Source organism: Haloarcula hispanica ATCC 33960 (assembly GCF_000223905.1).
Lineage (GTDB): Archaea > Halobacteriota > Halobacteria > Halobacteriales > Haloarculaceae > Haloarcula > Haloarcula hispanica.
In genome coordinates, this window is the sequence record NC_015948.1 from 1,647,177 (window position 1) to 1,666,935 (window position 19,759).

The following is a 19,759-nucleotide window of genomic DNA, read 5'->3' on the forward strand; positions in this document are numbered from 1 at the left end:
AGACGGCCCGTAGTAGGTAGGAACAGGCAGTACCAATTTGCCCCCGTACTACCCTACAATGTAGATGTATCTACCCGAGATATGTGTGAATTGGACATATGTAGAAATGGATATATGTCCGCCGTAGAAGGCCTGTACCCAACGATAAGTAGCAATGTCCGTTAGAATGATTCAACGTATAACAGCAGGACACCAACAGGCGCGGGGACCGCCAGTAATTCCTATTAGGACAGGGGGTAGCAGATTCCGCCCCTAAGACTACTGGAATAAAGGTAGTTCCGCCCACACTAAATTCCGCCTATCCCACCGATGGATGCAATGATAGAGACAAAGCCTTGGCATTATCCCACCTTCTGTTCACGAAGCTGTTGTACTGTTTCCTCTGTCGAACCGTCCTTCTGTCGTACCGCTTTTCTCCTGAACCCCGCCCGTCAGGGTGTGGGTGAGGGGAAGCGTCGTCAAGGTGATGTTGGTCGTAACCAAGCAGAGCGTCCTGTACCCAACCTTGTCGACTCTCTACTTTCGTCTGTAGTCACAGTCCCTTTATATATGAGTGACAATATTTGCCGCTATATTTACTTTCCAGACTTATATTAACTATTAGTGGGTTGGAACAATATTGTGGTCACATCTTGCAATACTTATCCTAACTGCTGATAGATTGAAATAATATACAATTTGTAGGATAATATTGCCGCTATCTACTGAGACGTTCTGTGTGGCTACTGGGGCCATTCTTTCTAAACAGGTACTATCCCTCTCGGCTTACAAACAAACGTCTCTCGTGGCAAACTGTGGCCTGTGGTTGCACTGTAGCAGGATAGCTATGTTTGAATGAACAGGCTGTTCAAGTAAGTAGGCACACAGGCCCAAATAAAGAGATATATCCGTGAGTATGGGACCATACGGACACCATCTCCATTTGTAGGTCCTTGTGTGCGTTCTGATGGGTTTTGCCTAAACGTAGTGTCTACCACTCGTCTAACAAATAGATGCGTCTCACGGTAAGCCAGTACACTTAAAATTCATCGTGGCTTGTTGGGTGTGGGGTGTCCCTGTACTGATGCCCCTGTCTCGTCAATAGATTGATTAGTATAGCTGGCTGGCTATACCGTAGCAGATGCCCTTTACCCACCCCGTCAAAATTAGAAATAAAGAAGGGTTACCTCTCTTACACGTTGGCGGACCATTTCTCATCGCCACGTCCAACGGGTTGTCGCGCGCACGCGGTTTCAATGAGGGGCTTTTTAATGGACGGGGGCTATGTATGAGTCGTAGACCCGTCGGGGCCTCACTCAACCCACTCAGGTTCTCGATAGGGCTACACCGTTAGCAACGCCCATGACCAACGAAACCACTCCCACCAAAGAAAACGAACGGGAGCCTGATGATGAATCGAACAACGTCCTGAGTAGCCTGAAAATTGTGCGACTGGTATTGGAGATTATCGCACTGGTCGCACGGCTAATCAGTACGTTGTAACATTGGTGGGGTTCCGACCTACTTAGTCGGGACCTCACTCAACCCAATCGGTAGTAATACACCCACGTACTTAATTGGGGTACATTGTACCCCAGTTTACCGAGTTAACCGTACTACCCCTCTTGAACTAATCACTCAGCCCAACTTTCTCCCAAAAACCGATGGTGGGCATACATCCAAACAGGCGTTTCCCTATGTACGACACCTGTACTGACCGAGTAAGGCATATGCAACTCCTGTTCGCGTTCGGCCGAAAAGATGTGTTCCCGGTCGGCGACCTCGGCATCCGCAAGGGGTTCGAGGCCGTCGTCGGTGACGGGTACAGCCGCGCGGAGATGCGCGAGTACGCCGAGCGGTGGTCGCCGTATCGGAGCTACGCGAGCCTGTATCTGTGGCGGGCCAGCGAGGATATCGCCGAAAGCGTCGCAGAAGTGCGCGAGGACTGAGCCGGCTCGAAAGCTGGTACTGGCTCGTCGTTACTCTTCGCTCTGTTCCTCTTCCTCGGTGTCTACTTCTGACTCGTCGTCCGCGCGCCGGTTCACGTCGACCTGATAGTGCTTGAGGATGTCCCGACCCAGCAACAGCGGGTAGTCCATGTGCCCGCGATCCTCGACGCTGGCCGTGACGGTGTGCTGGGTCCCGCCGACGCCAACGACGAGGTCGACGACCGGGCGCGACCGACCGGACTTGAGACTCCCGGATTTGATCTTCACGATGTCGAGAATCGGCCCCGTTCCGATTTCCGCGGCGAGCTTGGCGTCGATGCTGGTTCTGGTCGCGCCAGTGTCGGACTTCGCGAGGACGGACTTGGTCCCCTGCGTTCCGGTGACGACAACCTCCTCGATGTACCCGACGACGACGTTCTCCTGTGCTTTCGGCTGTGGCTTCTTCGGCGTACACGCAGGCTTGGAGTCGTCAAGCCGGTCGGAGAGTCGCTCGACGGTTTCCTCGTCGACGCTTCCGCCAGCCCGCTCGATAGCGAGCTGAGCGATGTAGGGGGCAGGACTGACGCCGCTGGCCTTGAACAGGCCGCGGAACCCGGCGGTGGGGTTCACTTCGAGCACGTAGTAGCCGTCGTCGCTCTGGACGATGTCGACGCCGGCATAGTCTAGACCGATAGCCTCGACCGAGTCGAGCGCGATTTCCCTGACTCGCTCGGGGAGTTCACCCGTCATGTCCTCGACCTCGCCGCCGAGCGCGACGTTCGTCCGCCACTCGCCCTCGGGCGCATAGCGGTTCATCGCCCCGACGATCTGGTCGCCGACGACGTACACGCGAAGGTCGTGGTGGCGCTGCTCGTCGTGTTCCATGTACTCCTGTAAGAACGCGTAGCGGCCACCGACCTGTGCGTTGACCTGGTTTTCCAGATCGACCATCCACGTCCCGCCGCCGTGGGTGCCGATGGCCGTCTTGTACACCGCACGATCACCGAAGCGGTCCCGTTCCTCGTTCAGCAGGTCACTCGATAGCGCGAGCAGGGCGTCCGGGACCGGAACGCCGGCATCGGCCAGCGCGGCAGCGCTTGCGAACTTGTGGAGGGCCGTCGTCGCCGCCATCGGCTCGTTCAACGTCGGTGCGAGCCGGCTGATAGTCATCCCGAGCCCGATCCCTTCCGCGGGGTGTTCGTTGCTGGAGAGCAACAGACGGTTCGCGACCACGTCGACACTTGGTTCGAGTGTCATCTCGCCGTCGGTAACGCTGATCGCGGTGTTTTCGGTGCGAAGCCACTCCGTGTCGTAGCCCATCTCGTCGACCGCGTTCAGGATGGCCTTCGACTCCTTGCTGGAGTGGAGGCTGAGAACGCCGACTGTAATATCCTGGTCGCTCATGCTGTCGACTTCTGTCGGCCACAGTATAGATGTACGGATACTCGCTTGTCCCGGAGGGGTTTTAGCCGCCGACTCTCGTTGTGATGGCATGGAAGAGGCCAAGCCGTTCACCTTCGACGGCGGCCGCGTCAAACCGGGGGAAACCCGCAACGTTCGCTACACGGTCAGCGAGACGTATCTGGGGGACGCCGTCCGGATGCCGGTCACCATCGTCAACGGCGAGCGGCCCGGTCCGACAGTGTTTCTCACCGCAGCGGCCCACGGCGACGAACTCAACGGCATCGAGGTCGTCCGGGAGGTGGCCCACGAGTGGAACCACGACGGGCTGGCGGGGACGCTGGTCTGTCTGCCGGTGTTGAACGTCCCGGCGTTTCTGGCACAGGAGCGGTACCTGCCGATCTACGACCGGGACCTGAACCGCTCGTTCCCCGGCGACCCCGAATCGACGAGCGCGAAACGGATGGCCCACGAGATTTTCCGGAACTTCCTGGCCCCGTGTGACGTGGGCCTCGATTTCCACACGTCCACGCGCGGGCGGACGAACATGCTCCACGTCCGGGCGAACATGGACGACCCCGAGGTCGCGCGGGTCGCGAACGCCTTCGCCTCGAACGTCATCATCTCTTCGGAAGGTCCGTCGGGGTCGCTCCGGCGGGAGTTGAGCGATTCGGGCGTCCCGACGATCACGATAGAGATGGGCGAAGCCCACCGGTTCCAGCGGCCGCTCATCGACTCGGCGCTTGATAGTGTTCGGTCGGTGCTGGCGGAGTTCGGCCTGCGGGACTCCGACACCGTCCGGTGGCCGGGCTGGCGGACGGTCATCGACGACAACGGCGAGAAAACCTGGATCCGCGCGGACTCGGGCGGCCTGGTAGACATGCACTACGACCGCGGCGACCTGGTGTACGAAGACGACGTGATATGTACGATCACGAACCCGTTCAAGACGGAGAACACGCTGATGCGTGCGCCGTTTACCGGCCTGCTGGTCGGCGTCCTCGAGAACCCACTGGTGTATCCTGGCAATCCCCTCTGCCATCTGGTCCGACTTGACGACCGGATACAGCGGGCGATCGAGTGGAATCGGCGGACGAACGACGACGATTGGTAACTGCGGAGTAGTCAATTGACGAACGTCTTCGGGCGGGATTCCGGTGATACGCGTCCGTTGTAGAAACTACTATCTGTCCCCGGACTAACCCCCCAGTGTATGAGTCAGTCTTACAATCGCGGCACCGTCGAGGACTTCGGACGGTGGCGGGAGTTCACGGCCGGGATGTGGGCCTGGATCTTCCACAAGTTCACCGGCTGGGTTCTCGTGGGCTACCTGTTCACCCACATCGCGGTGCTGAGCACTGCGGTCGGCGTCGATCCGGCGAGCGCGCAGGCAGGCAGCGACCTCTACACCAGCACGATCAGCGGCCTGGAATCGCTGCTGATCGTCCGGTTCCTCGAAGTCGGTCTGCTAGCCGTCGCCGTCTTCCACATCCTCAACGGCATCCGATTGCTGATGGTTGACCTGGGTGTGGGGCTGGAATCGCAAGACAAGAGCTTCTACGCGTCGCTCCTGCTGACGGGCGCTATCGTCGTCGCCAGCGTGCCGACGTTCCTCGGGGGGAAGCTAGCCTGATGGCTGAACACTACTCCTCCTTCGACCGTGGCGGGCGTCGCTGGCTGTTCCAGCGGCTGACGGCAGTGTTCCTCGTCGGCGTGCTCGCGTTCCACTTCATGCTGTTGCACTTCGTGAACCACGCCGCAGACCTCACCTTCCTGGGTACGCAGGCCCGAATGAACCGACCCTGGTATCTCATCACGATGTGGCTGTTCCTCGTCACCGCCACGTTCCACGGCGTCAACGGCGTGTACAACGCGCTGGTCAACCAAGGACTCACCGGCTCCCGGAAGAACGCAGTCAAGTACCTGCTCGGCATCGCCGGCATCCTGCTCATCGTGCAGGGGACCCGCGTGTCGCTGGCCATGACAACCCTCGTCTGAACTATGAGTACGCAAATCGAACAACAGGAGACCGAGACGGAGGCCGACGAAGAGACAGAGCCCGAGGTCGAATCCCCGGGCGACCGTCGGCGCGCACAGCGAGACGAACGACAGGCACAGGAGCAGGCCCAGCGGGAAGTCGAAGAGGAGACGCTCGACGACGAAGACACGATCACGCTGAAAGTGTTCCGCTACGACCCCGAAATCGAGGGGAAGCAGGAACCACGCTTCGACGACTTCAGCGTGCCGTTCCACAAGGGGATGACCATCCTCGATGCGCTCATCTACGCGCGGGACCACTACGACTCCTCGCTGACCTTCCGACACTCCTGTCGACAGGCTGTCTGTGGGTCGGACGCCCTGTTCGTCAACGGCAGGCAGCGCCTCGGCTGCAAGACGCAGATCTCCGAGCTTGAGGACCCGGTCCGCATCGAGCCGCTCCCCCATCAGGAGGTCGTGAAGGACCTCGTTGTCGATATGGAGCACTTCTACGACCAGATGGAGGCCGTCGAGCCGTACTTCGACGCCGACGAGACGCCGGACGACAAGCTCGAAGAGCAGCGCCAGACCCGGGAGAACCGCGAGAAGGTCAAGATGTCCACTCGGTGTATCTGGTGTGGCGCGTGTATGTCCTCGTGTAACATCGCCGCCGGCGACAACGAGTACCTCGGCCCCGCCGCTATCAACAAGGCGTACCGCTTCGCGATGGACGAGCGCGAGGGCGAGAACCGCAAGCAGGAACGCCTCCGTATCATCGAGCAGGAACACGGCGTCTGGCGCTGCCAGACCCAGTTCTCCTGTACCGAAGTGTGTCCAAAGGATATCCCGCTGACCGAGCACATCCAGGAACTCAAGCGGGAAGCGGTCAAGAACAACCTGAAGTTCTGGTAACGCGGTTCGACTGGCTAGTTTTCCGTTCGCGTACTGAGTAAGCAGCGGTAGCGACTGTGATTCGAGCCGAATCGCCACAGGTCTCATATAGATTTGCGCGCTGAACTGGGTGAGCTAGGTTTCGGAAGGGACAGGCATGAGCGCAGAATTCAGTTCAGCTACCGCAACAGATGAACTCGAATCGCGCACCGCCGCTCTCGCTGTCAGTCGCGATGACCTCCCAGTTGTGTGCGTCGACGATCTGTTCGACGATACAGAGCCCGAACCCGGTTCCGTCATCGGCCGTTGAATAGCCGGGTTTGAACAGGTCTGCAGTCCCGTCGGGGAAGCCCGCCCCGTCGTCCGTGACGTAGAATCCCCACGATTCTGTCCCGACAGTGACGGTTACGTCGTCGCCACCGTGTTCGACAGCGTTCCGAAAGAGGTTTTCCAGTAATTCCAGCATCGCACCTTCGTCGGCTTTGATGCTGTCGTCGGCCTCGGTTTCAAGCGTCGCATCCTGCGTGTCGACCATCGACCAGGCCCGCTGTGAAAGGGCGTTGAGGTCGATTGTCTCGATTTCCGCGGGATTAACGCCCTGTTTGGCGAGCACGAGCAAGTCATCGATGAGCGTGTACATCCGGTCGATGCTCCGCTCGGCACGCTCGAAATGTGCTTCTTCGCCTGTCTCACGTGCGAGTTCGAGCGAGCCGTCAAGGACGTCCAGCGGGTTCCGTAGGTCGTGACTAATCGCGTCCGAGAATCGCTCAAGGCGCTGGTTCTGTCGTTCGAGTTCCTGTTCGCGCTGTTTCCGTGCGGAGATATCGCGGGTCGTCACGACGACGTGGTCTTCCAGCGGGCCGTTCGTGACTTGCTGGCCGCGGGACTCCGCCCAGATCCAGTCGCCGTCTGCGTGGCGATAGCGGTGCTCGATGACGGCGATATACCCCGGGTCGTCTATCATCCGGCCGAACTCGGTGAGGGCGTTCGAGAGGTCGTCCGGATGCACGTACTCAAAGAGGTCTGAGTCCTGCATCTCGTCTTGCTCGTAGCCGAGGACGCGTTCCACGGACGGACTGATGTACTCGACATTGCCTTGCTCGTCGAACACAGTGAGCACGTCAGAGGTGTGGGTAACGAACTGGTGAAACCGGGCCTCGAAGCGCGGTCGGTCGCTGACGTCGCGGGAGGTGAACACCCGGCAATCGCGGTCTGTCTCGGTGTCTGATGAGACGATGGTTTCGAGCCAGACCCAGTCGCCATCGGCGTTCCGGAACCGGTACTCGGCCCCGTCGTCCTCCCGTTCGCCCGTAAGCGTGGCGAGGACGCGATCCGTATCCTCCGGGTGGACGAGATCCAGCCAGTTCGTGCCGACGAGCGACTCCATATCGTACCCTAACACGCGTTCGATCGCTGGGCTCACAAACCGTATTATCAGTTCTCCATCAGTAACTGTCAGTACTGAGGGTGCCTCGGCTAACACCGCTTCGAAGTCATCAGTTGACGTGAGATACTGGTCTGGCATCAGGTTTGAGACGGGTCAGCGCCCGTAGTGGGACTATCCGTCGGGTCTAGTATCAGTAGTTGGTTCCTAAGTATTCACAGCGCGTGATATAATTCCATCGGATAGGTCAAGAATTCAGTCTCCCTGACAAGACATCCCGATACCAGGAGCGGGATGCAACCCACTAGTGGAGCCATACTCGGTAACGCAACAGGGAGGCTTAAGTTTGGCTAATCCTAAGCCGAAACCACGCCAAGAGACACTCTCACAATGTACGAACACGATGTCATCGTGGTCGGCGCGGGTGGCGCTGGCCTCAGGGCGGCTATTGCAGCGGACGAAGAGGGTGCAGATGTGGCCCTCGTGACCAAGCTCCATCCAGTTCGGAGCCACACAGGTGCCGCGGAGGGTGGAATCAACGCCGCCCTTCAGGAAGGGGACTCCTGGGACCTCCACGCGTACGACACGATGAAGGGGTCCGACTACCTCGGCGACGCCCCTGCCATCGACACCTTCGCCAAGGACGCTCCGGAAGAGGTCATCCAGCTCGAACACTGGGGGATGCCCTTCTCCCGCGAGGACGACGGCCGCGTCTCACAGCGTCCCTTCGGCGGTCTCTCCTATCCGCGGACGACGTACGCCGGTGCCGAGACCGGTCACCACCTGCTGCACACGATGTACGAGCAGGCGGTCAAGCGCGGCATCGAGGTGTACGACGAGTGGTACGTGACCCAGCTCGCGGTCACCGACCACGACGACCCCGAGGACCGCGTCTGTCACGGCTGTGTCGCCTACGATATCAAGTCCGGCGAGATTCAGGGCTTCCGCGCGAACAACGGCGTGATTCTCGCAACCGGGGGCCTGGGCCAGGCCTTCGACCACACCACGAACGCCGTCGCCAACACCGGCGACGGCTGTGCGATGGCCTACCGCGCCGGCGTCCCGATGGAGGACATGGAGATGATCCAGTTCCACCCGACCACGCTGCCGTCCACGGGCGTCCTCATTTCTGAGGGGGTTCGCGGTGAGGGTGGTATCCTCTACAACGACAACGAGGAGCGGTTCATGTTCGAGCACGGCTACGCCAACAACGAGGGGGAACTGGCCTCCCGCGACGTGGTCGCTCGTGCCGAACTGACCGAGGTCAACGAGGGCCGCGGGGTCGAAGACGAGTACGTCGACCTCGACATGCGCCACCTCGGGGAGGAACGCATCCTCGACCGTCTTGAGAACATCCTCCACCTCGCGGAGGACTTCGAGGGCGTCGACGGCCTCGACGAGCCGATGCCGGTCAAGCCCGGCCAGCACTACGCCATGGGCGGCATCGAGTGCGACGAGAACGGCGAGACGTGCATCGACGGCCTCTACGCGGCCGGCGAGACCGCGTGTGTCTCGCTGCACGGTGCGAACCGGCTCGGGGGCAACGCCCTGCCGGAACTACTCGTGTTCGGTGCCCGCGCCGGCCATCACGCCGCCGGCAAGGACATGAAGACCGCCGAAATCCAGACCGGCCCCTCCGCCAAGAGCGAGCCCGGCGACGTGGAGCCGCCGGTCGAACCCGGTGCCATCGACGCCGGCAGCGACGACGTCGCCGCCGACGGAGCGGCTGTCGAGCCAAAGGCGGTCCTCGAAAGCACCGTCGAGCAGGAGCGCCAGCGCGTCGAGGACCTCATCGAATCCGACGGCATCAACCACGCCGAGGTCCGCGCGGACGTGCAGGAGACGATGACCGAGAACGTCAACGTGTTCCGGACCGAAGCGGGTCTGGAGAAGGCCCTTCAGGACCTCCGGACGGCGCGCAAGGAGTACGAGAACGTCGCCGTCGAAGACCCGTCCCGGACCTACAACACGGACCTCATCCACACCATCGAGACCCGCAACATCCTCGACGTGGCCGAGGCCATCACGCTCGGCGCGCTCGCACGCGAGGAGTTCCGTGGCGCACACTGGCGTGCGGAGCACCAAGAACGCAAGGACGACGAGTGGATCAAGCACACGATGCTCGCCTGGAACGAGGGTACCCCCGAACTCTACTACAAGCCCGTCATCCTCGAAGGCGACGAGGAGACCTACGAGCCGAAAGTCCGGTCGTACTGACGACCTGACCACCGGCGACGATATCTGTTTCTGCGAGTTTCAGGGTGCGCCGACGAGGACGAACGTGCTCTCGGTATCGCCGTTGTGAATCGTTCGCTCCGCCTCCGGCGGGAGTCTGATTGCGTCGCCCGCAGTGAGAGCCACGTCGTCGCCGTCAACCTCGACAGTCGCTTCTCCCTCGATAAGGACGTACACCTCCTCGTGGCCCTCGTCGGCGTGGTCGTGCGGTTTGCCGGTCCAGCCGGCCTCGCAATCCAGCACAGTGACGCCGACCTGCTCACAGTCCAGCGGGTCCCGGAGGAAGTGCATCGCATCGGCGACCGGTTCCACGTCGGTGTAGTTGACTTTCGTGTAGCTCACAGACACGGGTGTCGCCGGCCAACGCAAAATAAGTTGTTGTTACCCCAACAGGACACAGTGACGTACGCGAAACCCGATCCGTCCGGAAGCCGCTGCTGGGGACATGGAGACCGGCGCAAGCGCAGCCAGCGGGAGGCGTCGGCTCGCGGAAACACCCGGAATCATCACTTACTTGGTTGTCAGGAACGTATTACTGATAGCTTGGAAGGGTGGCTCAGTGGTAGAGCGCTACCGACCAACATGCCAGAATCGGTTGGTAGTTACCCCGCAAAGGGCTCCGCGTGGTTCGACTCCCGCCCCTTCCATTTTCCGTCGGTTCGTCGTGAGCGGAGTAGCCGGCTCCGGGTGTGCCACACTGGCAAGTCGGATCTGACAGTTGAGCCGCCTGGAACTACCCCAGTAGGGTTGACTATAGCTATCGGGTACGAAAACCGTCGATGTGGAAGCCGACACCTCACCGGAAGTGGAAAGGTAAGGAATGTGGGGGTGGGGGGTGGGGTGGTGCGGCACCAGTGTGGTGCCTATTGCGAAAAACGGGAGGAGATGTATAAAAACCCATTGCTGTGATTATCACAGTTGATATTGGGGTGAGATGCTGTTGCCGGATTCTACACTACTGGCGTAGAGAATTGGCGGAGGACCAACGAGATGACACCTGTCCCGGCAGTTACTTGTGGGTAAACAACACGACGTTCCCATCGTTGATAGTCGTACAGAGGTCCATCTCGAAATCGAGATTGAGGGAGGTGAACTCCTGCTTACAGACGACCATATCGTCGAACGGTTCTTCACAGGATGGACAGGCCACAGCCGTCGTGTTCTGGTAGGAAGCGATCGCCTCGTTGTCCTCGCGCGGCGTCAACGACGAGCGGAGTTCGTCAAAATCGTCCATGTTCGGGGAACCGCGGGCGTACGGTATAAATCATGCGCCGCCCCAGCACCAAGGTATTAAAGTTCACTTGTGGTAATACAACTACAATGACTTCACCCGGTGGCGGAACGCGCTTCGCACTCGTCGCAGGAACCACGGAGACCGCGGATCGGGCGGGGATTAGCGCCGCCGGAGCCGACCCCGAACTGATGTCGGTAACGCCCGCGGCAGACGCCGAACTGGTGACTTACGGTAGTCCGGTTCGTACGGGTGTGACACCGGTCAGTCCCAGCGGCTGTCCGACGCCAGCGCTGGTGACACGAGCCGTCCGGGACGTCCTGGGATTTGACGTCACTGTGGTCGACGGCGGACTGGCCGAGAAAACGGGCGCGCCGACAGTCTCCGTCGGCGCACGCCCGGGAAAGGACATCGCGGAGCAGGACCCGGTGTCGACGGCCCACGGGGCGTTCGCGGCCGCCCGACAGCTCGGGCAGGCACTCCCGGCCGACGAGCTGTATCTGGGCGAAACCATTCCCGGCGGGACGACGACGGCACTCGGCGTCCTCCGTGCGCTGGGCGAGGACGGGATGGTCTCCTCGTCGCTCCCCGAAAACCCCACAGCGCAGAAATCGGAGGTGGTCGCCGAGGGCCTCCAGGCCAGTTCGCTGGAACCGGGCGACGCCGCGAACGAACCGAAACGGGCGGTCCGCCGGATGGGTGACCCCGTTCTGGCAACGCTCGCCGGGCTGACCGCAGGGGCCGTCGAGAGCGATACCGCAGTGACGCTGGCCGGCGGCAGCCAGTGCGTCGCCGTCGCTGCGCTGGTCCGCCACGGCGGCTACGAGGGACCGCTCGGACTGGCGACGACGAGCTACGTGGCCGACGACGGGAGCGCCGACGTGCGGGCGTCGGCTGACCGACTCGACCTCGACCTGACGGTGACAGACCCCGGCTTCGACCGGAGCGATCACGTCGCGATGGAGCGGTTTGTCGCCGGCGAGGCGAAGGAGGGGGTCGGCATGGGCGGCGCGCTGGCGCTCGCCGACCGCGCCGGCATCCCGATGGCGGAGGTCCGTGACCGCTTCGCGGCCATCTACGACGACCTGATCGGCGACGCGCCCACAGCAACGGCCGAGGAGAGGACGTGAACATGGAGGGGTTCGTTCTCGCCGGCACAAGCTCCGGCGTCGGCAAGACCGTTGCCACGCTGGCGACCTTGACAGCGCTCGAAGACGCCGGGTATCAGCCCCAGCCGGCCAAGGCTGGCCCGGACTTCATTGACCCGAGTCATCACGAAGCACTCGTCGACACACCGTCGCGGACGCTCGACCCCTGGCTTGCGGGCGAGGACGGGATGCGCCGGACCTACTGGCGCGGCACGGGCGATATCTGCATTGTGGAGGGCGTGATGGGGCTCTACGACGGGACGAAGACGTCGACGGCAGCGGTCGCCGAGGGGCTGGACCTCCCGGTCGTTCTGGTCGTCGATGCGAAAGCCGGCATGGAGAGCGTCGCCGCGACGGCGCTGGGGTTCGCGCAGTACGCCGACCGCATCGGTGTCGACATCGAGGTGGCTGGCATCCTCGCACAGCGCGCCCACGGCGGCCGACACGCCGACGGCATCAGGGACGCGCTCCCCGAGGGCCTCACCTACTTCGGTCGGATTCCGCCGATGTCGGACCTAGATATTCCGGACCGCCATCTCGGGCTACACATGGGCTCGGAGGCCGGGCTCGACCGCGACGCGCTCTCGACGGCGGCGGAGACCATCGATATCGAACAGCTGGTCGACGTGGCACGGGAGCCACCGGAAGTCGCGCCTCAGGGAAAGGACAGCGACGGCGTGGCGGCCGACCACCGAATCGCCGTCGCGCAGGACAGCGCGTTCTGTTTCATCTACCCCTCAGTACTCGAACGACTCCGGTCTGAGGCGTCCGTCGAGCCGTTCTCGCCGGTCGCCGGTGACTCGGTGCCCGACGCCGACGCCATATATCTGCCCGGCGGCTATCCGGAACTCCACGGAGAGTCGCTCGAAACCGGCGGCACACTCGACGAGATAGCCCGTCGTGCCGCCGACGGCGTCCCGGTCTACGGCGAGTGCGGCGGCCTGATGGCGCTGTCGGAGTCGCTGACGACGACCGACGGCGACACCTACGAGATGGCTGGAGTTCTCCCCGCAGATATCGAGATGCAGGAGCGGTATCAGGCGCTTGACCACGTTGAGTTAGAAGCACGGACAGACACCGCCGTGGCCGCGTCCGGAGCGCACCGCCGCGGACACGAGTTTCACTACTCCGCTGCGGCCCTCGGCAGCGATGCGTCGTTCGCTTTCGACATGGTTCGGGGCGACGGTATCGACGGCGAACACGACGGCCTCACAGAATACAGCACCATCGGGACGTACTGTCATTGCCACGGCGAAAGTGGCGCGTTCGACCGTCTGCTTGCAGTGCCTTCGAAGGATATCTGACGTACGGCCCGCCGTCGGACGCGTGGCTGACTGCCCGCAACCTTTTTTTCGACAGACAGCGTCGTTCTGATAATGAACGAGTTGCGCGACCTGCTCGGAGACCTGGTCGCAGACGTCGACGCCGTGTTCCTGTTTTCCCCGAACGCGTCGTTCTTCGAGGAGTTCGACGACGTTGACGAGGAAATCGTCGTCGTCGGCCCGGAGAACACCCTCGATGCGGAGCCGTTCGTCGAACTACCGATCGATTTCACTGACCTCGAAGGCCGTCTCCGCTTTGGTATCGAGGGCGCACTGGAGCAGGGCATCGTCGACGAGGGCGACGAGGTGCTCTGTGTGACAGAGGTGCTGGACGGGGCCGAGAACACGCTCGTGCGGGTCCAGACCAACGACTTCTCACCGTCCGGCGTGTACGACATGTTCGTCAACTCGCGGGCGGACGCAAGCGTCGTTCGTGACGTGTTCGAGGTCGCCATCGAACTGGGGAAGAAAGGCCAGAAGGGCAAGCCCGTCGGCGCGCTGTTCGTCGTCGGCGACGCCGGCAAGGTGATGAACAAGTCCCGGCCGCTGTCGTACAACCCTTTCGAGAAGTCCCACGTCCACGTCGGCGACCCCATTGTCAACGTGATGCTCAAGGAGTTCTCGCGGCTCGACGGTGCCTTTGTCATCTCCGACGCCGGCAAGATCGTCTCCGCGTACCGGTACCTCGAACCCTCCGCAGAGGGGGTCGACATCCCCAAGGGACTCGGTGCTCGGCACATGGCGGCCGGCGCGGTCACCCGTGACACCATGGCGACGGCTATCGTTCTCTCGGAGAGCGACGGGCTCGTACGGGCGTTCAAAGGCGGGGAGTTAGTCCTCGAGATCGATCCCGAGGAGTACTGAGGATGCAGTTTGGTTTCGACTGGGCAACCATCATCCGGCAGGTGTTCTCGCCACAGGGAACGTTCGTCTTTTCGCTCGTGGTACTGGCGTTTGGCATCGTGCTCGGCTATCTCGTCTGGCGCTCGTCCCGGCGGTTCATGCGCGAACTCGGTGTGCCAGAGGCAGTTGAGGGGACACCGTTCGAGCGGACGGCGCGGGGACTCGGCACATCAACTGTCGGCATCGTCTCGAACCTGGCGGCGCTGTTTATCTACATTACGACGGTCACCGCCGTCCTCAACATCGCGCAACTGACAGACCCGGAACTGTACTGGGCCCGCTTCACGTCGTTCCTACCTGACCTGTTTATCGCCCTGTTCGCCGTCATCATCGGCCTCATCGCGGGCGACAAGGCCAAGCTCATCGTCTCCGAGCGACTGCGCAGCGTCAAGATGCCCGAGGCGACGGTGCTGCCCGAACTCGTCAAGTACAGTATCTTCTATCTGGCAGTACTCATCGCACTCGGGCAACTGGGCGTCGAGACGCTCGCCCTGCTCATTCTCCTCGGGGCGTACGCGTTCGGGCTGGTGTTCGTCTGTGGACTGGCACTGAAGGACATCCTGCAGGCCGGTGCAGCCGGTCTTTACCTCCTGTTGACAGAGCCATACAGCATCGGGGACGAAATTGTCATCGGTGACCAGAGCGGCATCGTGCAAGAAGTCGACATCCTCGTCACGCGTATCGAGAGCGACGGCGAGGAGTACATCATCCCGAACAAGCGCGTGTTCAACACGGGTATCGTCCGTATTCGCGGCTAAGTGAGGTTACGCTTCTTCGGTTGTCTCGTCGTCCGCGCCCAGCGGTTCGGCCGGGACGCCAGCAACGGTCGTCTCTGGCGGCACGTCGGCAGTCACGAGCGAGTTCGCGGCGACCTGTGCGCCCGGGCCGATTTCGACGCCGGGAAGCACAATCGCGCCCGCACCAATCATGGCCCGTTCGCCGACAACGACTTCGCCAGTGCGGTACTCGTCCTGCAGGAACTCGTGACACAGCAGCGTCGCGTCGTAGCCGATGATAGCGTGGTCCTCGACGGTGATGAGTTCCGGCCAGAACACGTCCGGCGTTGACTCCAAGCCCCACGCGACGCTGTCGCCGACAGTGACACCGAGTCGCGAGAGCAGCCAGTTCTTCAGTCGGAGGCTCGGCGAGATGCGACAGACGAGGATGACGACGTAGTTGACCATCACCCGGAGCGGGTGTTTGGCGTCAGGCCACGGGAACAGGGAATTGTGCGGGCCGGGCGTCGGGTGCTGGCGCAGTCGGTCGTGTCGTGGACCACTCACGTCTGTCGTGTACGGGGCCGCGGTAATCAAACCCGTCGGCTCCGATGCCGCACGCTCAGTCCGCGCCGCCGCGGATGTCGTCCATATGGTCGATACGCTGCTGAACCAGGTCGGCTTTACCGATGTCGTGGCGGACCCGAAGCCCCTCCGTGCCGGCCCGCTGAAGCGCTTCTTCGGCGATGGCCTCCGCGTCGCCAATCGTTTCTGCGAGGCCGACAACGGCGTAGGAGCGAGAGGTAGTCGTGTAGATACCGTCCTCACGGTCGTCGACGCTGGCGTAGCACAGCAGCGCCTCCGGGGCCGTCTCCGGGTCGTCACCGGACTGCTTGCGGTGGTCGTTGACGACCTCCGCGATGACGTCGTCGTCGATTGGTACCTTCGCCCCGGCGTCGGGGTCGGTCGGGTAGCCGTCCGGGACGGCGTACTTGCAGACGGTCGCCAGCGGGCGGAAGGAGAGCTGTGGCAGGGGGTCGTCGTCGCGTGCGGCGGTCAGTACGTCGAGGAAGTCCGTGTTGAGCACCGGCAGCGTGTTCATCGCCTCGGGGTCGCCAAAGCGAGCGTTGAACTCCACGACGCGTGGCCCAGTCTCGGTGAGCATGAACTGCCCGTAGAGGACGCCCTTGTACCCGTCAAGGGCCTCAACGGTGGCCCGGAGCACGTCGACGGCGTCCATGTAGTCATCCTCGTCCATGAACGGGAGGTGGAGGCTGGAGTCCGAATAGCTCCCCATCCCGCCGGTGTTCGGCCCCTCGTCGCCCTCGTAGGCGCGCTTGTGGTCCTGCACCGCCGGCGTGACGCGCAGTTGGCCGTTGGCGACAAAGGCCTGGACGGTGAACTCCTCGCCGACGAGGCGCTCCTCGAGGACGACGCGGTCGTAGTCGGAACTCCGGAGGTATTCCTTGGCCTCCGCGGCGGTACACTGGTCGCCGATGACACGGACGCCCTTGCCGCCGGTGAGGCCGGCGGGCTTGACCGCGAGGTCGCCGTCGTACTCGTCGATGTACTCGCAGGCGGCGTCCATGTCCTCGAACGTCTCGAAGTCCGGACAGCCGGGGATGTCGTGTTCCCGCATGAACCGCCGCTGGAACGCCTTGTCCGTCTCGATGCGAGCCTCCGCCTCCTGTGGCCCAAAGGTGTAGACGCCGGCGTCGTCCAGCGCGTCGGCGACCCCGGCTGCAAGGGCCGCTTCGGGTCCGATGACGGCGAGCGTCGCGTCGACCTCCTGGGCGTAGGTCGTCACTGCCGTCGGGTTTGTCGTGTCGAGTGCCTCGAAACCGTCGGCCAGTGCGACAATACCCGGGTTCCGGTTGCCGGCACAGGCGTACAGCTCCCCCGGTGAGTCCGCGAGCGAGCGCGCAATCGCGTGTTCCCGGCCGCCGCCACCCACGAGCAGCACTGTCTCTGTCATACTCGAAGGCCGGATTGGCTCTCACCTAAGTATTGTCTTTTCGGGGGTTCAGGGACGCCCTCGATGGCCCCGAAGCCGACTCACTCACGCTCTTGGAGGTCCTCGATAGCCGCCTCCTGCTCGCTCCGAGTGAGGCCGCCGGCCTCGGCGAAGCGGCCGTTGTACTGCCACTCAGGAATGGCGTCCCACGCCGACCCGTCATCGGTGTTGCCACCCCGTTTCCAGACCCACACCGTGGTCAGGGCGAGGCCCCCACCGATTGCCACACCGAACGACTGCAGGACAGTGAGCCCCAGCACGCTGAGCCCGGCGGCGACCACTGGGCCGAAAAAGAAGACTGTGACGACGGCGCCGACGAGAAACTGCCGCTTGCGACCCGACAGCGAGAGGGACACCGTCTTGCTCATGGCAAATGGTCATCATATCTACGCAAATTTCTTGTGATAACCTCGGTCCGAGAGAGACAGTCACGGAGGACACACCCCTTTTGAGTCCGGCACTCCGAGAGACAGGCATGAGCGACACGACGGACCCGACATCTCGCAACCGACTCGACGAGGCAGAGAGCCCGTATCTCCGCCAGCACGCGGACAACCCCGTCAACTGGCAGCCCTGGGACGAGCAAGCCCTGGAGGCCGCCAAGGAACGGGACGTGCCCATCTTCCTCTCGATCGGCTACGCGGCGTGTCACTGGTGTCACGTCATGGAGGAGGAGAGCTTCGAGAACGAGGCCATCGCCGAGCAACTCAACGAGCACTTCGTCCCGATAAAGGTCGACCGCGAGGAGCGGCCGGACCTCGATTCGGTGTACATGAGCATCTGCCAGCAGGTGACCGGTGGCGGTGGCTGGCCGCTGTCGGCCTGGCTCACGCCCGAAGGCGAGCCGTTCTACGTCGGGACGTACTTCCCGCCGGAGGAGAAGCGCGGCCAGCCGGGCTTTGGCGACCTGCTCCAGCGGCTCGCCGACTCGTGGTCGGACCCCGAACAGCGCGAGGAGATGGAGAACCGCGCCCAGCAGTGGACCGAGGCCATCGAGAGCGACCTCGAAGCGACGCCGGCCAACCCAGAGGACCCAGCGGAGGATATCATCCAAACTGCCGGAACGATTGCCCACCGCGGCGCGGACCGGCAGGACGGCGGCTGGGGCTCCGGTGGCCCGAAGTTCCCCCAGAACGGGCGGCTCCATGCACTTCTGCGAGCCCACGCGGACGGCGGCCAAGAGGACTACCTGACCGTCGTCGAGGAGACGCTGGACGTGATGGCCGACCGGGGGCTGTACGACCACGTCGGCGGGGGCTTCCACCGCTACGCGACGGACCAGCAGTGGGCCGTCCCGCACTTCGAGAAGATGCTGTACGACAACGCCGAGATCCCGCGGGCCTTCCTCGCCGGCTACCAGGCCATCGGCTCGGAGCGCTACGCGTCGGTCGTGCGGGAGACCTTCGAGTTCGTTCAGCGCGAGCTGCAACACCCCGACGGGGGCTTTTTCAGCACGTTGGACGCCGAAAGTGTCCCACCTGAAGATCCGGATGGCGACAGCGAGGAAGGGCTGTTCTACGTCTGGACGCCCGAGCAGGTCCACGACGCCGTCGATGACGAGACTGACGCTGACATCTTCTGTGACTACTACGGCGTCACTGAGCCGGGCAACTTCGAGGGGGCGACGGTGCTCGCCGTCCGGAAGCCGGTGTCAGTGCTGGCCGAGGAGTACGAACAAAGCGAGGACGAAATCACGGCGAGCCTCCAGCGCGCACTGAACGAGACGTTCGAGGCCCGCGAAGAACGTCCGCGGCCGGCCCGCGACGAAAAGGTGCTGGCCGGCTGGAACGGTCTGATGATTCGGGCGCTCGCCGAGGGCGCGATTGTCCTCGATGACGCCTACGCCGACGTGGCCGCCGACGCCCTCTCGTTCGTTCGGGAGCACCTGTGGGACGCCGATGCGGAGCGACTCAATCGCCGCTACAAGGACGGCGACGTGGCCATCGACGGCTATCTGGAGGACTACGCGTTCCTCGGCCGCGGCGCGCTGACGCTGTTCGAGGCGACCGGCAACGTGGAGCACCTCGCGTTCGCGATGGACCTCGGCCAGGCCATCACCGAGGTGTTCTGGGACGACGACGAGGGCACGCTCTTTTTCACGCCGACCGGCGGCGAATCGCTGGTCGCGCGACCCCAGGAACTGACCGACCAGTCGACGCCCTCCAGCACCGGCGTCGCCGTCGACCTCCTGCTGTCGCTATCCCATTTCAGCGACGATGACCGCTTCGAGACGGTCGCAGAGCGGGTCATCCGCACCCACGCCGACCGCGTCTCCTCGAACCCGCTCCAGCACGCCTCGCTCACGCTAGCGACGGATACCTACGAGCAGGGTGCGCTGGAACTGACGCTGGTCGGCGACCAGTCGGACTACCCGAGCGAGTGGACGGAGACCCTCGCCCAGCGGTACGTCCCGCGCCGCCTGCTGGCTCACCGACCGGCCGACGATACCGGTTTCGAGCAGTGGCTCGACGCGCTCGAACTGGACGAGTCACCGCCGATCTGGGCCGGCCGCGAGCAGGTCGACGATGAGCCGACAGTGTACGCGTGTCGGAACTTCGCCTGTTCGCCGCCGAAACACGACCTCGGGACGGCGTTAGACTGGGGCACAACGGCCGACGACGGAGAGTAGC

Annotated in this window: 17 protein-coding genes, 1 tRNA gene and 1 pseudogene; 12 read left to right on the top strand and 7 right to left on the bottom strand. The window is 62.8% G+C overall.

The window, feature by feature from the left end:
* Positions 1–1,694: 1,694 nt before the first annotated feature.
* Positions 1,695–1,928, top strand: a pseudogene (locus tag HAH_RS08250) (DNA-3-methyladenine glycosylase family protein); the annotation flags it as partial.
* Between the two features lie 30 nt (positions 1,929–1,958).
* Here HAH_RS08250 and HAH_RS08255 read toward each other — a convergent pair.
* Complete coding sequence (locus HAH_RS08255) at positions 1,959–3,311, bottom strand: RimK family alpha-L-glutamate ligase (RefSeq protein WP_014040512.1); 1,353 nt, start codon at positions 3,309–3,311, stop codon at positions 1,959–1,961.
* 88 nt (positions 3,312–3,399) lie between these two features.
* Here HAH_RS08255 and HAH_RS08260 point away from each other — a divergent pair, with 88 nt between their 5' ends.
* From HAH_RS08260 to HAH_RS08275, 4 genes are all read left to right on the top strand, one after another.
* The gene (locus HAH_RS08260) at positions 3,400–4,422 is read left to right on the top strand and encodes a succinylglutamate desuccinylase/aspartoacylase family protein (RefSeq protein ID WP_014040513.1); all 1,023 of its coding nucleotides are present in this window, start codon (positions 3,400–3,402) and stop codon (positions 4,420–4,422) included.
* 99 nt (positions 4,423–4,521) lie between these two features.
* The gene (gene sdhC, locus HAH_RS08265) at positions 4,522–4,941 is read left to right on the top strand and encodes a succinate dehydrogenase, cytochrome b556 subunit (RefSeq protein WP_008308928.1); all 420 of its coding nucleotides are present in this window, start codon (positions 4,522–4,524) and stop codon (positions 4,939–4,941) included.
* Positions 4,941–5,306 (top strand): succinate dehydrogenase hydrophobic membrane anchor subunit, encoded by a 366-nt coding sequence (locus HAH_RS08270; protein WP_008308927.1) that lies wholly within the window; start codon positions 4,941–4,943, stop codon positions 5,304–5,306. Before sdhC ends, HAH_RS08270 begins: the two co-directional genes overlap by 1 nt.
* Before the next feature lie 3 nt (positions 5,307–5,309).
* Positions 5,310–6,197, top strand: a complete 888-nt coding sequence (locus HAH_RS08275) for a succinate dehydrogenase/fumarate reductase iron-sulfur subunit (RefSeq protein WP_014040514.1) — start codon at positions 5,310–5,312, stop codon at positions 6,195–6,197.
* Positions 6,198–6,351: 154 nt separating this feature from the next.
* Here the strand turns inward: HAH_RS08275 and HAH_RS08280 are convergent, their stop codons facing one another.
* Complete coding sequence (locus HAH_RS08280; RefSeq protein ID WP_014040515.1) at positions 6,352–7,701, bottom strand: sensor histidine kinase; 1,350 nt, start codon at positions 7,699–7,701, stop codon at positions 6,352–6,354.
* A gap of 249 nt (positions 7,702–7,950) precedes the next feature.
* On the opposite strand from HAH_RS08280, the gene HAH_RS08285 reads away from it, so the two are divergent.
* Entirely contained in the window at positions 7,951–9,777 is a 1,827-nt protein-coding gene (locus HAH_RS08285) for an FAD-binding protein (RefSeq protein ID WP_014040516.1), read from the top strand.
* A 39-nt stretch (positions 9,778–9,816) separates the two neighbouring features.
* On the opposite strand, the gene HAH_RS08290 is transcribed toward HAH_RS08285, so the two are convergent.
* Positions 9,817–10,137: a cupin domain-containing protein gene (locus tag HAH_RS08290; RefSeq protein ID WP_014040517.1), complete on the bottom strand. Its 321-nt coding sequence runs from the start codon at positions 10,135–10,137 to the stop codon at positions 9,817–9,819.
* Between the two features lie 203 nt (positions 10,138–10,340).
* Here HAH_RS08290 and HAH_RS08295 point away from each other — a divergent pair.
* Positions 10,341–10,442, top strand: a tRNA-OTHER gene (locus HAH_RS08295).
* 362 nt (positions 10,443–10,804) lie between these two features.
* Here HAH_RS08295 and HAH_RS08300 read toward each other — a convergent pair.
* Positions 10,805–11,029 carry a DUF7385 family protein gene (locus HAH_RS08300; RefSeq protein WP_014040518.1) on the bottom strand — a complete coding sequence of 75 codons (225 nt, stop codon included), beginning with the start codon at positions 11,027–11,029 and terminating at the stop codon, positions 10,805–10,807.
* Positions 11,030–11,115: 86 nt separating this feature from the next.
* Between HAH_RS08300 and HAH_RS08305 the strand changes: the two genes are divergently transcribed.
* The 4 genes from HAH_RS08305 (at position 11,116) to HAH_RS08320 (ending at position 15,157) form a co-directional block, all read left to right on the top strand.
* On the top strand, positions 11,116–12,156 hold the full coding sequence (locus tag HAH_RS08305; RefSeq protein ID WP_014040519.1) for a nicotinate-nucleotide--dimethylbenzimidazole phosphoribosyltransferase: 1,041 nt from the start codon (positions 11,116–11,118) through the stop codon (positions 12,154–12,156).
* A gap of 2 nt (positions 12,157–12,158) precedes the next feature.
* On the top strand, positions 12,159–13,478 hold the full coding sequence (locus tag HAH_RS08310) for a cobyrinic acid a,c-diamide synthase (RefSeq protein ID WP_044951861.1): 1,320 nt from the start codon (positions 12,159–12,161) through the stop codon (positions 13,476–13,478).
* Between the two features lie 72 nt (positions 13,479–13,550).
* Positions 13,551–14,360 carry a diadenylate cyclase DacZ gene (gene dacZ / locus HAH_RS08315; RefSeq protein WP_004960990.1) on the top strand — a complete coding sequence of 270 codons (810 nt, stop codon included), beginning with the start codon at positions 13,551–13,553 and terminating at the stop codon, positions 14,358–14,360.
* 2 nt (positions 14,361–14,362) lie between these two features.
* Positions 14,363–15,157, top strand: a complete 795-nt coding sequence (locus HAH_RS08320) for a mechanosensitive ion channel domain-containing protein (protein WP_004960988.1) — start codon at positions 14,363–14,365, stop codon at positions 15,155–15,157.
* A 6-nt stretch (positions 15,158–15,163) separates the two neighbouring features.
* On the opposite strand, the gene HAH_RS08325 is transcribed toward HAH_RS08320, so the two are convergent.
* The 3 genes from HAH_RS08325 to HAH_RS08335 form a co-directional block, all read right to left on the bottom strand.
* A complete protein-coding gene (locus HAH_RS08325) occupies positions 15,164–15,712 on the bottom strand; it encodes an acyltransferase (protein ID WP_014040521.1) in 549 nt (182 codons plus the stop codon).
* 25 nt (positions 15,713–15,737) lie between these two features.
* Positions 15,738–17,090 carry a phosphoribosylamine--glycine ligase gene (gene purD / locus HAH_RS08330; protein WP_014040522.1) on the bottom strand — a complete coding sequence of 451 codons (1,353 nt, stop codon included), beginning with the start codon at positions 17,088–17,090 and terminating at the stop codon, positions 15,738–15,740.
* Between the two features lie 80 nt (positions 17,091–17,170).
* Entirely contained in the window at positions 17,171–17,497 is a 327-nt protein-coding gene (locus HAH_RS08335) for a hypothetical protein (RefSeq protein WP_014040523.1), read from the bottom strand.
* A 107-nt stretch (positions 17,498–17,604) separates the two neighbouring features.
* Between HAH_RS08335 and HAH_RS08340 the strand changes: the two genes are divergently transcribed.
* A complete protein-coding gene (locus HAH_RS08340; protein ID WP_014040524.1) occupies positions 17,605–19,758 on the top strand; it encodes a thioredoxin domain-containing protein in 2,154 nt (717 codons plus the stop codon).
* Position 19,759: the final 1 nt, after the last annotated feature.

Bases quoted from the DNA above. Each gene is read 5' to 3' on its own strand.
- HAH_RS08255 (WP_014040512.1), bottom strand. From the start codon at position 3,311: ATGAGCGACCAGGATATTACAGTCGGCGTTCTCAGCCTCCACTCCAGC.
- HAH_RS08260 (WP_014040513.1), top strand. From the start codon at position 3,400: ATGGAAGAGGCCAAGCCGTTCACCTTCGACGGCGGCCGCGTCAAACCG.
- sdhC (WP_008308928.1), top strand. From the start codon at position 4,522: ATGAGTCAGTCTTACAATCGCGGCACCGTCGAGGACTTCGGACGGTGG.
- HAH_RS08270 (WP_008308927.1), top strand. From the start codon at position 4,941: ATGGCTGAACACTACTCCTCCTTCGACCGTGGCGGGCGTCGCTGGCTG.
- HAH_RS08275 (WP_014040514.1), top strand. From the start codon at position 5,310: ATGAGTACGCAAATCGAACAACAGGAGACCGAGACGGAGGCCGACGAA.
- HAH_RS08280 (WP_014040515.1), bottom strand. From the start codon at position 7,701: ATGCCAGACCAGTATCTCACGTCAACTGATGACTTCGAAGCGGTGTTA.
- HAH_RS08285 (WP_014040516.1), top strand. From the start codon at position 7,951: ATGTACGAACACGATGTCATCGTGGTCGGCGCGGGTGGCGCTGGCCTC.
- HAH_RS08300 (WP_014040518.1), bottom strand. From the start codon at position 11,029: ATGGACGATTTTGACGAACTCCGCTCGTCGTTGACGCCGCGCGAGGAC.
- HAH_RS08305 (WP_014040519.1), top strand. From the start codon at position 11,116: ATGACTTCACCCGGTGGCGGAACGCGCTTCGCACTCGTCGCAGGAACC.
- HAH_RS08310 (WP_044951861.1), top strand. From the start codon at position 12,159: ATGGAGGGGTTCGTTCTCGCCGGCACAAGCTCCGGCGTCGGCAAGACC.
- dacZ (WP_004960990.1), top strand. From the start codon at position 13,551: ATGAACGAGTTGCGCGACCTGCTCGGAGACCTGGTCGCAGACGTCGAC.
- HAH_RS08320 (WP_004960988.1), top strand. From the start codon at position 14,363: ATGCAGTTTGGTTTCGACTGGGCAACCATCATCCGGCAGGTGTTCTCG.
- purD (WP_014040522.1), bottom strand. From the start codon at position 17,090: ATGACAGAGACAGTGCTGCTCGTGGGTGGCGGCGGCCGGGAACACGCG.
- HAH_RS08335 (WP_014040523.1), bottom strand. From the start codon at position 17,497: ATGAGCAAGACGGTGTCCCTCTCGCTGTCGGGTCGCAAGCGGCAGTTT.
- HAH_RS08340 (WP_014040524.1), top strand. From the start codon at position 17,605: ATGAGCGACACGACGGACCCGACATCTCGCAACCGACTCGACGAGGCA.